Below are 12,535 nucleotides of genomic sequence, written 5' to 3'. Positions count from 1 at the left end.
GAGAGGCCCGGCTCAGGCCTCCGCGGCGTCGAGCGCGTCGAGCAGGGCGCGGGCGGCGTCCGCGGGGTCATCGGCCTCGGTGATCGCCCGGACCACGACGATCCGGCGGCCGCCGGCCGCCACTACCTGCTCCACATTGCCCAGGTCGATGCCGCCGATCGCGAACCACGGCATGGTTCCGTTGGCGGTGCCGTCGTCCGTGCCGTTGTTTCCGGACCGGGCCCGGCGGATCGTCTCCGCGGCGTACCGCACCAGATCCAGCCCGACGGCGGCGCGCCCCGGCTTCGTGGGGGTGGCCCACACGGGTCCCACGCAGAAGTAGTCCGGCCTGCCGCGGCCGGTGGAGGCCGCTATTGCGGCGTCCACCTGGTCGGGGCTGTGCGTGGAGAGCCCGATCACGGCGCCCTCGCCGAGGAAGGTCCGGGCCGCCGCAAGCGGGAGGTCCTTCTGCCCGATGTGGAATACCGGCGCCCCTGACAGCGATGCAATGTCCGCCCGGTCATTGACCGCCCAGAGCCGGCCATGACGGTGGGCGGCCTGGTGCAGCACCTCCAGGAGCTCCAGTTCCTCGGCCGCCTCGATGGACTTGTCGCGCAGCTGGATGATATCGACGCCGCCGGCAAAGGCGGCATCAACGAAGGCTGCAAAGTCGCCGCGGTCCTTGCGGGCGTCGGTGCACAGGTACAGGCGGGCGGTGGTGTGGACGGCATCCTTGCTCATGCTCCCAGACTAGTAGTCGTTTTCGCTGGTTCGTCTGGGGTTGGGCTGAGCCTGGGCCTTTCGTGCCGCGGCGGAGAAGGCAACGGGGGACATGCCCATTCTTCGCACCTTGGACTGGGCAAAATGACACTATGTCCATCCGCTGGCCCCGGCGCGGGGCATGTCCCTTCGGGCGGGTGTCCAGTCCGCGGGGGACATGCCCATTCTTCGCACCTTGGACTGGGCAAAATGACACTATGTCCATCCGCTGGACCCGGCGCGGGGCATGTCCATGAGCCCGGACGCGTCAGCGCGCCCGGCCAGCGCGCCCCTCGTCCGGACCTACGAGGAACTAACGAAAATGCCCACCACTTCCCCTAAACTGGGGCCATACCGCGGGAGCCCGCCGCAACCGACCGCCACTGGCGTTCGGCGCCGGAGGGGCTGAGAGGGCGTCAGAGCCGACCGCTTGACCTGATCCGGCTAGTACCGGCGTAGGGAAGGAATCCTTGATGGGCACACCATCCGCCTCAGCTGCTCCCGTGTCTGACGACGCCGGTCATGACGCCACCGCCGGGAATTTTTACGACGTTGCCGTGATCGGCGGCGGCGTGGTGGGCCACGGCATCGCCTGGGCCGCGAGGCAATCGGGCCGGTCCGTCGCCCTGATCGACGACGCCCCCGGCAGCGGCGCCAGCTTCGCCGCCGCGGGCATGCTGGCCCCCGTGAGCGAACTCCACTACCGGGAGGAAGGCCTCCTGGAACTCATGCTCGAGTCCTCCCGCCTGTGGCCTGGCTTCGCCGCCGGACTCGACGGCAGCGCCGGGAACCCTGGGGACCCCGGGGGAACCGGTCTCCCCGGGGGAACCTGGAAAACCGGAACGGCCACCGGCTACCTCACGACGTCGACCCTTGTCATTGGGGCCGACGCCGCCGACCGCCGGGCGCTCACGGACCTCCGGACCGTGCAGCAGTCCTGCGGACTGACCGTGGAGCCGTTGACCGTCCGCGGGGCGCGCGGACGCGAACCGCTGCTCAGCCCGGGGATCTCCTGCGCGTTCGACATCCGCGCCGACCATCAGGTGGACCCGCGCCGGCTGCTTGCCCGGATCGCGGCGCTGCTGGCGGCAGATAGCCGGTACTCCGCTGTTCCCCGCCGCGCCGTAGGGCTGCTCTGGGAGGGCGGACGCGTCAGCGGAGTCGGTTTGGCCGGCGGCGGGACGGTCCGGGCAGGGGAAACGGTTGTGGCAAACGGGCTGGGCGCCGCCGGGCTGGCCGGACTGCCTGCCGGGCTGAACCTTCCGCTCCGGCCGGTCCACGGAGACATCCTCCGGCTCCGGGTGCCCGCCCACCTGCGGCCGCTGCTGGGCTCGACAGTGCGCGGCCTGGTCCGCGGGGTGCCCGTCTACATCGTCCCGCGGGAGGATGGCACTGTGGTGATCGGGGCGACCCAGCGTGAGGACGCTCCCGCCGATGGGGGCTCCGCAGGCGACGCCGTCTCCGCCGGGGGCGTCTACCAGCTGCTGCGGGACGCGCAACAATTACTCCCCGCCGTCGCCGAACTGGAGCTGCTGGAGGCCACCGCCAGGGCACGGCCCGGGACGCCGGACAACGCTCCGCTGCTGGGCCGGGTGCGGGACCGGGCCCCGGACCGCGACGGGGACGTCGGAGGCCTGATTATCGCCACCGGATTCTTCCGGCACGGCATCCTGCTGACCCCTGCGGCCGCAGAGATCTGCCGGCAGCTGCTGGACGGCACCGCGGACCCGCGCTGGGCGCGCTTCCGGCCCGACCGGTTCTCCGCCGGCTCCCCAACAACCCGCCCCCACGACAGCCGCACCCGCCCAGAGCACAGCAAGGAAACGGTATGAACATCAGACTCAACGGAACGGAGCACAAGCTCCCCGACGGCGCCTCCGTCAGCACCCTGGTCAGCCGGGTCACCGGCCGGAAATTGGCCCCGAACGGCCAGTCCGCGGACGGCAGGAAGCTCGGTGTAGCGGTGGCCCGCAACGCCGAGGTGGTGCCCCGCAGCCAGTGGCACGGCACCGCGCTCGCCGACGGCGACGACGTCGAGCTGGTCACGGCGGTACAGGGAGGATGAGGAACATGGAAGCAACCACCCGTGCAGCGGCCCCGGGAGTATCCGCGGGCATCAACGATCCGTTCACGGTGGACGGCGTGCAGCTGGGATCGCGGCTGATCATGGGCACCGGCGGGGCGCCGAGCCTGGCAGGCCTCGGGGCCGCGCTCCTGGCGTCCGGCACGGAACTGACCACGGTGGCCATGCGCCGCTACTCGCCCGCCGAGGCCGGCTCGCTGTTCCAGCTGCTCGTGGACCGGAACATCCGGGTGCTGCCGAACACTGCGGGCTGCTTCACCGCCAGGGACGCCGTGCTGACCGCCGAGCTGGCCCGCGAGGCGCTGGAAACGGACTGGGTGAAGCTTGAGGTGATTGCCGACGAGAACACCCTGCTGCCGGATGCCGTGGAACTGGTGGACGCCACCGAGCAGCTCGTAGGCCGCGGCTTCAAGGTTTTTGCGTACACCAACGACGACCCCGTGCTGGCCCTGCGGCTGGAGAACCTCGGCGCCGCCGCCGTGATGCCGCTCGGCGCGCCGATCGGCACCGGGCTGGGCATCCTCAACCCGCACAACATCGAGCTGATCGTCTCCCGCGCTTCCGTTCCCGTGGTCCTGGACGCCGGAATCGGGACCGCCTCGGACGCGGCCCTGGCCATGGAACTCGGCTGTGATGCCGTGCTGCTGGCCACTGCCGTGACCCGGGCACAGAATCCGGCGCTGATGGGTGAGGCCTTCAAGCATGCGGTGATCGCCGGTAGGCTGGCGAAAAAGGCCGGCAGGATCCCGCGCCGGGAGCACGCGCTGGCGTCATCTGCCATGGAAGGCCGGGCCGAGTTACTTTAGGAATTCTCTGCCCGGGCCGGCAGATCCGGACCAGCAAAGGAGCAGTTATGGCAGCCACGGACGATGTTCTCAGCCGAAGCCGGATCGATGCCGCCCTGGCGGGCCTGCCGGACTGGAGGTACCGCCTCGGCGGGCTGGTGACGGTCTACAAGGCGCCGACGCCGGCTGCCGCGCTCGAGTTGATCGCCGCCGTCGGACGCGTGGCCGACGAACAAAACCACCACCCCGACCTGGACTGGCGCTACACCAGGGTGTTCCTTCGGTACAGCTCGCACGACGCCGGAGACGAAGTCACGCCGCGGGACGTCGCCGCCGCGGGCGCGGCCAGCGCGGCGGCAGCGGGGCTCGGCGCTGCCGCGGAGCCGGGCCTGTACCGGACAGTGGAGGTGGCTATCGATTCTGCGGATCCGGCGGCGATTGCCGGGCTCTGGCGGGTGGCCCTCGGCTACCGCAAGGGCAGGTACGGCAATCTCGTTGACCCGTTCGGGCGCGGCCCGGCCCTCTGGTTCCAGGAGAACTCCGCGCCCAACGCCAACCGGCTCCACCTCGACGTCCACCGCAGCGCGGCCGAGTCCGGGCCTGTGCTGGAGAAGACGGCAGCCACCGGGGCGTTAATGAACCGTGACCACGCACCCGGCTGGGTGGTGGTCACGGATGTGCAGGGCAACCGGTTCTGCCTCGCCACCGAGGAGGGCCACGGACCGGACCTGCCGTCGGGATAGACCCCCGGCAGCCCGATGGCCGGACCCCGGTTAGAGGCGCAGGATGGCGGTGAGCCGGGCGGTATCCTGGCTGGTGCGGTGCTTGCCGAGGTACAGGACCGCCGCAGCGGCGGCGCCGGTACCGAACACCATCGGCAGGATCCACGGGATCCAGGTCAGCCCCGGCTGGTAGCCAAGCCCGGCCGCCACAAGGATGATCCAGCTCAGCAGGCCGACGGCGAGGGCGACTCCGGCGGGCACGCTGATGCCGTACTTGGCATGCCGTTTGTCATTGGCCCAGACCACGAACCCCGCGGCCACGGTCACCATGGCAACTACGATCAGGGAAAGCATTTTTCGGACTCCTAACGGATCTGGGGACAGGGCCTCGCGGCAATGCTGCGCGGGCCTGAGTCGCGGGCGGGGGACTAGAGCGCGCCGAAACCTACACGGCGCGTTTCCTCGGCACCGATTTCCACATAACCCAGGACGTTCGCCGGGATGATGATCTGGCGGCCCTTTTCGTCCGTCAGGCGGAGCTCGGTGCCCTTGGCGATGGCCTCGCCGACAACCTTGGCCACGGCATCTGCATCCTGGGCGGATTCCAGCACAATTTCGCGGCCGATGTTCTGAATGCCGATCTTTACTTCCACAGCAAGGCCTCCAAGCCAATCAAAGTCGAATAAATATCAAGGGTCATCTCTATTTGTAGCCTAGGACTCCTTGGGGAAGCGGGAGATTCCGCGCCAAGCTAAACGGTAGATCAGGTCGCTGGCCACATCGAGGTCAAGGTTCCCATCGGTTTCCAGCCAGTAGCGGGCGCTGACCTGCGCCATTCCGGCGAGTCCGCGGCCAAGCAGCTGGGCTTCCAGTTCAGGCAGTTTGGTGTCCTCGGCGATGACGCGGGCAACGGCGTCGGCAAAGGTTTTGTTGAAGGATTCCAGCCGGGCGCTGACATCGGGGTCGTTGATCAGGTCCGATTCGAACACCAAGCGGTGGGCCTGATCGTCGCTGGCGATGAAGCGGAAGTAGGCGCGCATGACGGCCTGGACCCGCTCGTCGTTGTCCGAGGTGGAGTCCAGGGCGCCGAGCAGGAGCTCGATGAGCTTGCTCAGATGGCTGTCCAGCAGGGCCAGATACAGCTCCCGCTTGGAAGGGAAGTGCTGATACAGCACGGGCTTGCTGACATGCGCGGTCTCGGCGATTTCGTCCATGGCGGCACCGTGGAACCCATTGGCCACGAAGACTTCCTGGGCAGCGGCCAGCAGTTGCGCACGGCGCTCATCACGGGGCAGACGCGCCGAGCGCTGTCCGCTGCGTGCCTGCCCGGCCGGAGGTTTACCGGCCTGACCCCGTTCTACCGGTGCCTGATGAACCACTGTCAGCCTACTTTCCCTTGCCGTTACGACCACCTTACGCGCGGGTAATATGACCTGGCGGCATCTTCGGGCATAGATTGAAGTATGGCTTCGAAGTTCACCGCAAACGCCGGCCCCGCAATCACGGATCGGCAACCGGATCGGTTGCCGGGAACAGTGCCGGATAGGTTGCCGGGCACACCGCCGGGACCGCTGGTGGAACCGGCGGATGACCTCAGCCCCGAAGAGGTGGAACGCTACTCCCGGCACCTGATCATCCCCGAGATCGGCGCGGTCGGGCAGCGCCGCCTCAAGAACGCCAGGGTCCTGGTGATCGGCGCCGGGGGCCTCGGCTCGCCAGCCCTGTTGTACCTGGCCGCAGCCGGGGTGGGCACCCTCGGCATCGTCGACGACGACACGGTGGACCTGAGCAACCTCCAGCGCCAGGTTATCCACGGCGTTGCCGACGTCGGGCGGGCCAAGATCGAGTCCGCCCGCGACGCCATCGCCGCCCTCAACCCGCTGGTGGACGTCCGGCTCCACAATGTCCGGCTCGACGCGTCCAACGCCTTGGACCTGTTCGCCGACTATGACCTCATTCTCGACGGCGCCGACAACTTCGCCACCCGTTACCTCGTGAACGACGCCGCCGCGATCCTTGGCAAGCCGTACGTCTGGGGCTCCATCTTCCGCTTCGACGGACAGGTCAGCGTCTTCTGGGAACAGCACGGACCCACCTACCGGGACCTGTACCCGGAGGCTCCGCCCGCCGGCTCGGTGCCGTCCTGCGGGGAAGGCGGCGTGTTCGGCATGCTCTGCGCCGCCGTCGGATCACTCATGGTGACGGAGGCGGTCAAGCTGATCACCGGCGTCGGCCGCTCCCTGCTGGGGCGAGTGGCACTCTTTGACGCCCTCGGCGGAACCTGGCGCGAGATCAAGGTCTCCCGCGACCCGGCGGCTGAACGCGTGACTGAACTCGTCGACTACGAGGCCTTCTGCGGCATCACATCCGCCGCCGACGCCGGTCCCGAACACACAGTCACGGCCACCCAGCTCGCCACCATGCTGGCTTCCCGCGGGGCCGGGCTCAAGGACTTCCACCTCGTCGACGTGCGGGAAAGCGGGGAAAACGAGATCGTCCGGATCGACGGGGCCGTGCTGATCCCGCAGGGCCGGATCCTGGCCGGAGAGGCGTGGCACGAACTGCCGCAGGACAAGGACATCGTCTTCCACTGCAAAGGCGGAACCCGGTCAGCGGCCGTCCTCGCCGCAGCCCGCGCAGCCGGTTACGATCGCGTCAGCCACCTCGACGGCGGGATCCTCGCCTGGGTGCGCGATGTTGAACCCGGGAAACCGGTCTACTGACCGGGTCAGCCGGAAGGAAGCCGATGCGTAGCGGCCAGTGGGATGAGCCGTGACAAGGACATCCATGTTTTTGAGACTAACGCTGCTCAGGGGCTGTGGCTCTAGGTATCCCTGCGGGGTCGGCCGCCACGGTCCTTTCCGGCTGCCGCGGACGAACCGATACCATTCCGCGACAAGTAGGGCATCGGTCGCTGAATCGACGGGACGCCTATCCCTAGGGTTTATGGACCGTCTGGAGTGTAGCGTTTAGGGCACCTTCACCGGGCAGTTTCGCGGGCCGATCCTACGGGAATCAGAGAGTGCCGGCATCGGGACTATCGCCACGGGAGTCCGTGAATATGGCGGGGCGGCCGGTGGGGGACGGGCTTACGGGACGCCAGGCGCAGATGGTGAATCTTTATGACGAAGACTGCAGTTCGCGCCAGACCCTGGCGTGGTCGAGGATTCGCGAGATGACGCCGGTCTTTGCATCCGCGTAGTCGTTCACTGCGGGCCACCGCCGTTGGGAGAGCTTCTTCTTGGTATCGGCATATAGGGCACGGTCAGTTTCATCGACGCAGAGCCAATCGCGGAGATCTCTGTACTTGGCCACGGCATCGTGCGCAGGGTGAAAGACGTGTAGGTTCACATCTCTTGTCGGCGTCTTTAGCATGCGGTGCCCGGCCTCGCGGACGCGAAGTACAAAGCCAACGTTCTCCAAAGCCGCAACGTATGTCGCCTCGTCATCAACGTCCAGGACGGTCAGCAGGATGTCGATAATGGGCTTTGCCGCCAGACCCGGCACTGCAGTAGATCCGATGTGCTCGACAGACAGGGCCTTCTCGCCGAGAGCGTCCCTGATGGTTTTGGCTAAAGTCTCGAAGCGTCGGGGCCACTCATGGTCGTACTCCACAATGACAATGGCTCGTTCTTCGCGGCCGCCGATCCATACGCCGTCCAAGCGGGCACCTTTTTCCGACTTCATTGGCCAATCATCGCAGTGCCCCTTCCCCATTTGAGACGTCGTTCAGGGGTCCATCATGCGACGTCCTGCGGCTCGAGCGGTATCACGACCGTTGCCCCCGGAGGGAAATCCGAGTGCCGGTGCACGATCCGCCAGGCGCCGTCTTCACGGCGATAGACGTGGGTCACCCGCAGGGTGTACCGCCTCGGAGTGCCGTCGACGGTCGTGTCGGTGTGCTCGTATCCGACGGTGTAGGCGAGGCTTCCGCTCACACCGGCTGCGATGATCTCGAGGTCGAACGCGGCCGAGTCCGTGAACCGGAGGGCGGCCTGGTGAAACTTGGGCTCGAGATCCGTCCAGCCCGCTCCGGCGATGTGCGCTCCGAACAGCGTGACTGGGTCGTTGTGCGACCACAGGGCGATACGGGGCGTCGCGTCGCCGTCGTGCAGCGCCACGGTGATGTCCCGCTGCTTCGGCAGGATCTCGGCCAGGAAGGCGTCTGTCTCGTTTGGCCTGGCCCCTCCGCTCATCGTTACGCGCCGCCCGACGCGCCCGGCAACGGGATGGTGGCCTCCCCCGGCGGGACGTCCGCGTGACGGTGCACGATCCGCCAGGCGCCGTCTTCACGGCGATAGACGTGGGTCACCCGCAGGGTGTACCGCCTCGGAGTGCCGTCGACGGTCGTGTCGGTGTGCTCGTATCCGACGGTGTAGGCGAGGTCGCCGCTCACGCCGGCTGCGATGATCTCGAGGTCGAACGCGGTCGAGTCCGTGAACCACGAGGCGACGCTGCGGAACATCGGCTCCACATCCGCCCAGCCCGAGCCGGACAGGCGCGCGCCGAAGAGCGTCACGGGGTCGTTCCGCGACCACAGCGCGAGGCGTGGATCGACGTCGCCGTCATGGATCGCGCGGTCGGCCGCTTCCTGCTTCGGAACCATTTCGGCCAGGAATGCATCCGTCTCAGTGGACAAGGTCAACTCCAATACAGCTAGACTGGTTTGAATACTGTTATGATGCATCCAATGGGACCGAAAATCAAGAGGCCGTACGACTCGTCTCGCCGCCGCGAGCAGGCTGCTGAAACGCGGCGACGGATCATCGCGGCGGCGAACGACCTGTTTGTCGGACAGGGATACGGGCAGACCACGGTCAAGCAGGTGGCCGAGCGCGCAGGCGTCGCCGTCGAAACCGTGTACGCGGCTTTTCGCACCAAGGCTTCGCTGCTCAGGCACGTGTGGTACGTCGACTTCCGCGGCGATGAGGCGGACGTGGCCCTGTATGACAGGGCGGAGATGCAGTCGATCCTGACCGTGCCGGACCTGTCGGCCAGGATCCGCCGTCACGCTGCATTCGTGACTGCGAGCAATCGGCGCATGGCCCCTCTCCTCGACGCTCTCATCGGAGCCGCCGCGAGCGAGCCCGACGCCGTCGTCATGCTCGCCGAGTGGGCCGATCGGCTTCTGGACGTGGCGACGCGCTACGCTCGCGCCGCGGCCGCTACCGGGCAGCTTGGCGTAACCGAAGAGGAATGCAGGGATGTGCTGTTCGCGACCATGGACGGCACGCTGTGGACGCGGCTCGTGGGGCAACGCGGCTGGAGCGACGAGAGGTTCTCGGACTGGCTCGCCGCAACCTGGATCAGCGCGCTCGTCCGTCCTCCAGCCCCAATCGGGGCCCAGACGGACGGCCCTGCGCAATGACCACCAATGATTCAATGGAACGTCCCGCCGAGGGGAACCTGAGTCTCCGGAGAGAGCGGACGGCAGATGACAGCTACAGGTGCCCGGTCAGGGATCGCATACCGGGCACTGCAGGCTGTCCCGTAGAGGGTTCCTTTTGAGGGAGGGGCCGGCGGGCTACTGTGAGTGCAGGTAGTGACCATTCCATCCTGCGGGAGGCACGGGAGCACTCCTCACGAGCTTACGTTGGAGGGCGAATGCCGAGACGACCACAGCACTGGTTCCCAGGCTTGATTGGGGGTCAGGGAGTCATTCGTCCGAGCGGCGCTGCATGCACCCTCAATTACGCCGAGGTGTACCCCTTTGGTCTGATGGCCCAGATCAGTGTGAGATTTCGCGGGCCGTTGTCCCTGGACGTTCACCGGGAACTCAGCCAACAGTCGGGTTCCTACTTATGGAACAAGCCGGGCGTTGGACCGCAGCTGACTTTGGACCAAAACGAGTCCGTGGCATCCCCTGCCGAGGTCGTAACGCACGAAGGTCACCACTCGTTCTGGACCATTGCCTTTTGGTTCGACCAAGAGATCACCGGATCCGCCTTATCCATGACTTTCCGATGGCCCGAGCAGGGCATTGAGTGCGTTTTTGCGGTTACGCGTGAAGGCATCGGGGCAGCGTTGGAAGAGGCCACGGAACTGGAGCCCGGATCCCGAAGGATACTTCTCCCAATGAGTACCAAGCTCTTTGGTTCGTCGTGAAGTACTTCGGTAAGGGTTCGGCTGACGGCTTGGCTGAATGAAAGACGTGCAGCGAATGTCGGCTGTTCAGAAGGCTGTCAGCCGGTACCTGGCCCGGAGCCTAGGCTGGGGTGATGGGTAATGACGTGCGGTCCAAGCTGCTCGCCGGCTGGTGTGTGAGCCGACTCGGCCCTGGGGAACTTGTCCCCCTGATTCCTGCTGCCGGAGGCCAGATGTCGAATGTCTATCGGTACTTCATGGAAGACACTTCCGCGGTAATCAAGGTCCGCCCAGAGTCACTTGAACGGATCAAACGGTGCCTCGACGCGCAGCTCCTGGCAGCGCAGAACGGATTTCCATGCGCTGCGCCGCTGACGGACGCCGAGACACTGGATGCCGCCGCAGTCGTTTCGGCCGAAGAATGGCGCCCCGGCGGAGAAATGCTCCGAGGCCACAACGGCGACTCAGCACGACGCTCCGCCCTCCTCCTGGCCGAGCTCATGGCACTCCTCGGACAGCTCCGCGCGGAAGCTCTGGACCCACCGCCGCCCTGGATGCACTGGAATCCTCCCGGAGGCAGGCTGTGGCCACCGAACGGTCCCATTGACGCGATGGATCAAACACTCGTGCCGGACACCATCCAGGAAAATGCCCGCCGTGCCGCCTCGAGGCTCCGCCAATCGACGCTGCCAAACGTCCTCGGCCACGGCGACTGGGAAGCCCAGAACATCCGGTGGAAGGATGGCCGGCCTTGGTCCGTCTATGACTGGGACAGCCTCGTGTCCCTTCCCGAAGCAGCCATCGTCGGGGCCGCAGGTCTAAGGACGGGCAGCATGTGAGTGTGGCTTTGGGGTATCAGGGCGCCATGGGTCTTTTCGGCATGTATCAGAACACGGGGTTGGACTTCTTTAGCTTTGGCCTGGGACAGAATGTCGCCTTTTTTGACGTCCCAGACGCCGACGGCCTGCTGATGGCTTTGGACCAGGTCCAGGCTGGGCGAGGTGCAGCCGATCCATCCAGCTAGAGCACGACCATTCCGTAGGGGGTCCCGCTTGCGGGCGTCGGGCTGTTAGCTCAACTCGGTGACGAACCCGATCTTGTTGCCGTCCAGATCGGTGAGCTCGAAGAACTCAACGACCCCTTCAAAGCGCTGTAGCTTGGTGACCGACAGGCCTTGGTCCGCAAACCTCTGACGCTCCGCCGAAGCATCCTGCACACTGATGTTCACAGAGATGCCATCTCGACCCGAGAGCTCTGGGGCCAAGGCCAGCTGAGCCAGAACGCGCCTAGATCAAATTCTGCGAGTCCGTCCAGAGCGGCGACATCGACCCCACGACGGCGTCCTGACCATCCGCCTCGACCCCCTACCAACACAACCTGATGGTCTGGCTTTCGCGCATCAGGGCCGGCGTACGCCCCGCAGACAGAGGTAGCCCACCATCCACAGCTCACCGACGATAGCGGGCGTGGTGAGCAGGTCGACTGCGAGGCCGGCGTCGGGGAGCACGTAGCTGAGGAGCGCGCTGGCGACGTACCCCACGCCGCCGATCAACAGGATCCAGCCCAGCAGGCTGGGCATCCAGCCGGACCGCCGGGCGAGCCAGCCCATGGGGATCAGCCAGAGACCGAAGAAGATCCCGCCGATGATCCACAGGTGGCCGCTCACGACGTACAGCAGCTGCGCGGTGGCGGCCGCCCCGCCACTCACGGTCAGCGAGGCGTCCTGGCTGACGTCGAGCGCGGTCGCGAGCATGGCCGCGCTGCCGAGGATGGCCACGGCGTTGACCAGGCCGAACGCGGCGATCGAACCGGCGGCGAAGGCGTTGACGCTCTTGAAGAGGCGATAGAACCACAGCGCGACCAGCGCCTGGGTAATCACGACGCCCATCTCCATCACGATGCCGAGACGCGCCAGGGACTCGTGTTGGGTCAGGTTGGTCAACGTCGCCTCGGGGTCGTCGGCGACGAAAAGCTGGTTGCGGATCAGCATGTAGCTGAGCAGCCCGGTGATGACCAGCCCGAGGTAGAGCAGGCCGGTCGTGCGGGCGGTGCGGACCAGCTCGGGCGTGGTCGCCTCGGGTCGAGAGCTGGTGGTGGCGGACGTGGTCATCAGGGTCTCCTTC

At 66.7% G+C, this 12,535-nt stretch carries 17 protein-coding genes and 1 riboswitch; of the genes, 8 read left to right on the top strand and 9 right to left on the bottom strand.

The window, feature by feature from the left end:
- Positions 1 to 12: 12 nt before the first annotated feature.
- On the bottom strand, positions 13 to 720 hold the full coding sequence (gene thiE / locus AC50X6_RS15535) for a thiamine phosphate synthase (RefSeq protein WP_494967079.1): 708 nt from the start codon (positions 718 to 720) through the stop codon (positions 13 to 15).
- Positions 721 to 1,084: 364 nt separating this feature from the next.
- Positions 1,085 to 1,218: riboswitch (TPP riboswitch) on the top strand.
- On the opposite strand from thiE, the gene AC50X6_RS15530 reads away from it, so the two are divergent.
- The 4 genes from AC50X6_RS15530 to AC50X6_RS15515 all read left to right on the top strand — a co-directional run bounded on the left by AC50X6_RS15530 (position 1,212) and on the right by AC50X6_RS15515 (position 4,349).
- Complete coding sequence (locus AC50X6_RS15530; RefSeq protein WP_494967078.1) at positions 1,212 to 2,570, top strand: FAD-dependent oxidoreductase; 1,359 nt, start codon at positions 1,212 to 1,214, stop codon at positions 2,568 to 2,570. Its footprint overlaps the riboswitch before it by 7 nt.
- On the top strand, positions 2,567 to 2,803 hold the full coding sequence (thiS, locus tag AC50X6_RS15525) for a sulfur carrier protein ThiS (RefSeq protein ID WP_494967077.1): 237 nt from the start codon (positions 2,567 to 2,569) through the stop codon (positions 2,801 to 2,803). Before AC50X6_RS15530 ends, thiS begins: the two co-directional genes overlap by 4 nt.
- 5 nt (positions 2,804 to 2,808) lie before the next feature.
- Positions 2,809 to 3,627 carry a thiazole synthase gene (locus tag AC50X6_RS15520; RefSeq protein ID WP_494967076.1) on the top strand — a complete coding sequence of 273 codons (819 nt, stop codon included), beginning with the start codon at positions 2,809 to 2,811 and terminating at the stop codon, positions 3,625 to 3,627.
- 47 nt (positions 3,628 to 3,674) lie between these two features.
- Positions 3,675 to 4,349 (top strand): 4a-hydroxytetrahydrobiopterin dehydratase, encoded by a 675-nt coding sequence (locus AC50X6_RS15515; RefSeq protein ID WP_494967075.1) that lies wholly within the window; start codon positions 3,675 to 3,677, stop codon positions 4,347 to 4,349.
- Positions 4,350 to 4,379: 30 nt separating this feature from the next.
- Here AC50X6_RS15515 and AC50X6_RS15510 read toward each other — a convergent pair whose 3' ends face one another.
- The 3 genes from AC50X6_RS15510 to AC50X6_RS15500 form a co-directional block, all read right to left on the bottom strand.
- A complete protein-coding gene (locus AC50X6_RS15510; protein WP_494967074.1) occupies positions 4,380 to 4,682 on the bottom strand; it encodes a hypothetical protein in 303 nt (100 codons plus the stop codon).
- Between the two features lie 74 nt (positions 4,683 to 4,756).
- Entirely contained in the window at positions 4,757 to 4,981 is a 225-nt protein-coding gene (locus tag AC50X6_RS15505) for a DUF3107 domain-containing protein (protein WP_326965737.1), read from the bottom strand.
- Between the two features lie 60 nt (positions 4,982 to 5,041).
- Positions 5,042 to 5,623 (bottom strand): TetR/AcrR family transcriptional regulator, encoded by a 582-nt coding sequence (locus AC50X6_RS15500; RefSeq protein ID WP_442784761.1) that lies wholly within the window; start codon positions 5,621 to 5,623, stop codon positions 5,042 to 5,044.
- A gap of 168 nt (positions 5,624 to 5,791) precedes the next feature.
- Between AC50X6_RS15500 and moeB the strand changes: the two genes are divergently transcribed.
- A complete protein-coding gene (gene moeB / locus AC50X6_RS15495) occupies positions 5,792 to 7,051 on the top strand; it encodes a molybdopterin-synthase adenylyltransferase MoeB (protein ID WP_494967073.1) in 1,260 nt (419 codons plus the stop codon).
- Positions 7,052 to 7,448: 397 nt separating this feature from the next.
- On the opposite strand, the gene AC50X6_RS15490 is transcribed toward moeB, so the two are convergent.
- Genes AC50X6_RS15490 through AC50X6_RS15480 form a run of 3 tightly spaced genes read right to left on the bottom strand, consistent with a single transcriptional unit; the run spans position 7,449 to position 8,967 of the window.
- The gene (locus tag AC50X6_RS15490; RefSeq protein WP_494967072.1) at positions 7,449 to 8,015 is read right to left on the bottom strand and encodes a GrpB family protein; all 567 of its coding nucleotides are present in this window, start codon (positions 8,013 to 8,015) and stop codon (positions 7,449 to 7,451) included.
- A gap of 53 nt (positions 8,016 to 8,068) precedes the next feature.
- Complete coding sequence (locus AC50X6_RS15485) at positions 8,069 to 8,524, bottom strand: YybH family protein (protein ID WP_494967071.1); 456 nt, start codon at positions 8,522 to 8,524, stop codon at positions 8,069 to 8,071.
- 2 nt (positions 8,525 to 8,526) lie between these two features.
- On the bottom strand, positions 8,527 to 8,967 hold the full coding sequence (locus AC50X6_RS15480; protein ID WP_494967070.1) for a nuclear transport factor 2 family protein: 441 nt from the start codon (positions 8,965 to 8,967) through the stop codon (positions 8,527 to 8,529).
- A gap of 51 nt (positions 8,968 to 9,018) precedes the next feature.
- Here AC50X6_RS15480 and AC50X6_RS15475 point away from each other — a divergent pair, with 51 nt between their 5' ends.
- The 3 genes from AC50X6_RS15475 (at position 9,019) to AC50X6_RS15465 (ending at position 11,436) form a co-directional block, all read left to right on the top strand.
- Positions 9,019 to 9,696, top strand: a complete 678-nt coding sequence (locus tag AC50X6_RS15475; RefSeq protein WP_494967069.1) for a TetR/AcrR family transcriptional regulator — start codon at positions 9,019 to 9,021, stop codon at positions 9,694 to 9,696.
- A gap of 850 nt (positions 9,697 to 10,546) precedes the next feature.
- A complete protein-coding gene (locus AC50X6_RS15470) occupies positions 10,547 to 11,251 on the top strand; it encodes a phosphotransferase (protein ID WP_494967068.1) in 705 nt (234 codons plus the stop codon).
- A 2-nt stretch (positions 11,252 to 11,253) separates the two neighbouring features.
- Positions 11,254 to 11,436 (top strand): hypothetical protein, encoded by a 183-nt coding sequence (locus tag AC50X6_RS15465; RefSeq protein ID WP_494967067.1) that lies wholly within the window; start codon positions 11,254 to 11,256, stop codon positions 11,434 to 11,436.
- Positions 11,437 to 11,481: 45 nt separating this feature from the next.
- Here the strand turns inward: AC50X6_RS15465 and AC50X6_RS15460 are convergent, their stop codons facing one another.
- Positions 11,482 to 11,640: a hypothetical protein gene (locus AC50X6_RS15460; protein WP_494967066.1), complete on the bottom strand. Its 159-nt coding sequence runs from the start codon at positions 11,638 to 11,640 to the stop codon at positions 11,482 to 11,484.
- 171 nt (positions 11,641 to 11,811) lie between these two features.
- Positions 11,812 to 12,522, bottom strand: a complete 711-nt coding sequence (locus tag AC50X6_RS15455) for a DUF4386 domain-containing protein (RefSeq protein WP_494967065.1) — start codon at positions 12,520 to 12,522, stop codon at positions 11,812 to 11,814.
- Positions 12,523 to 12,535 lie beyond the last annotated feature (13 nt).

This window comes from Pseudarthrobacter sp. HLT1-7, from assembly GCF_059383435.1.
The sequence above is the reverse complement of the archived record's forward strand: the minus strand, read 5'-3'. Positions and strand labels throughout refer to the sequence as shown.

Bases quoted from the DNA above. Each gene is read 5' to 3' on its own strand.
- thiS (WP_494967077.1), top strand. From the start codon at position 2,567: ATGAACATCAGACTCAACGGAACGGAGCACAAGCTCCCCGACGGCGCC.
- AC50X6_RS15510 (WP_494967074.1), bottom strand. From the start codon at position 4,682: ATGCTTTCCCTGATCGTAGTTGCCATGGTGACCGTGGCCGCGGGGTTC.
- AC50X6_RS15490 (WP_494967072.1), bottom strand. From the start codon at position 8,015: ATGAAGTCGGAAAAAGGTGCCCGCTTGGACGGCGTATGGATCGGCGGC.
- AC50X6_RS15485 (WP_494967071.1), bottom strand. From the start codon at position 8,524: ATGAGCGGAGGGGCCAGGCCAAACGAGACAGACGCCTTCCTGGCCGAG.
- thiE (WP_494967079.1), bottom strand. From the start codon at position 720: ATGAGCAAGGATGCCGTCCACACCACCGCCCGCCTGTACCTGTGCACC.
- AC50X6_RS15470 (WP_494967068.1), top strand. From the start codon at position 10,547: ATGGGTAATGACGTGCGGTCCAAGCTGCTCGCCGGCTGGTGTGTGAGC.
- AC50X6_RS15455 (WP_494967065.1), bottom strand. From the start codon at position 12,522: ATGACCACGTCCGCCACCACCAGCTCTCGACCCGAGGCGACCACGCCC.
- AC50X6_RS15520 (WP_494967076.1), top strand. From the start codon at position 2,809: ATGGAAGCAACCACCCGTGCAGCGGCCCCGGGAGTATCCGCGGGCATC.
- AC50X6_RS15515 (WP_494967075.1), top strand. From the start codon at position 3,675: ATGGCAGCCACGGACGATGTTCTCAGCCGAAGCCGGATCGATGCCGCC.
- AC50X6_RS15475 (WP_494967069.1), top strand. From the start codon at position 9,019: ATGGGACCGAAAATCAAGAGGCCGTACGACTCGTCTCGCCGCCGCGAG.
- moeB (WP_494967073.1), top strand. From the start codon at position 5,792: ATGGCTTCGAAGTTCACCGCAAACGCCGGCCCCGCAATCACGGATCGG.
- AC50X6_RS15530 (WP_494967078.1), top strand. From the start codon at position 1,212: ATGGGCACACCATCCGCCTCAGCTGCTCCCGTGTCTGACGACGCCGGT.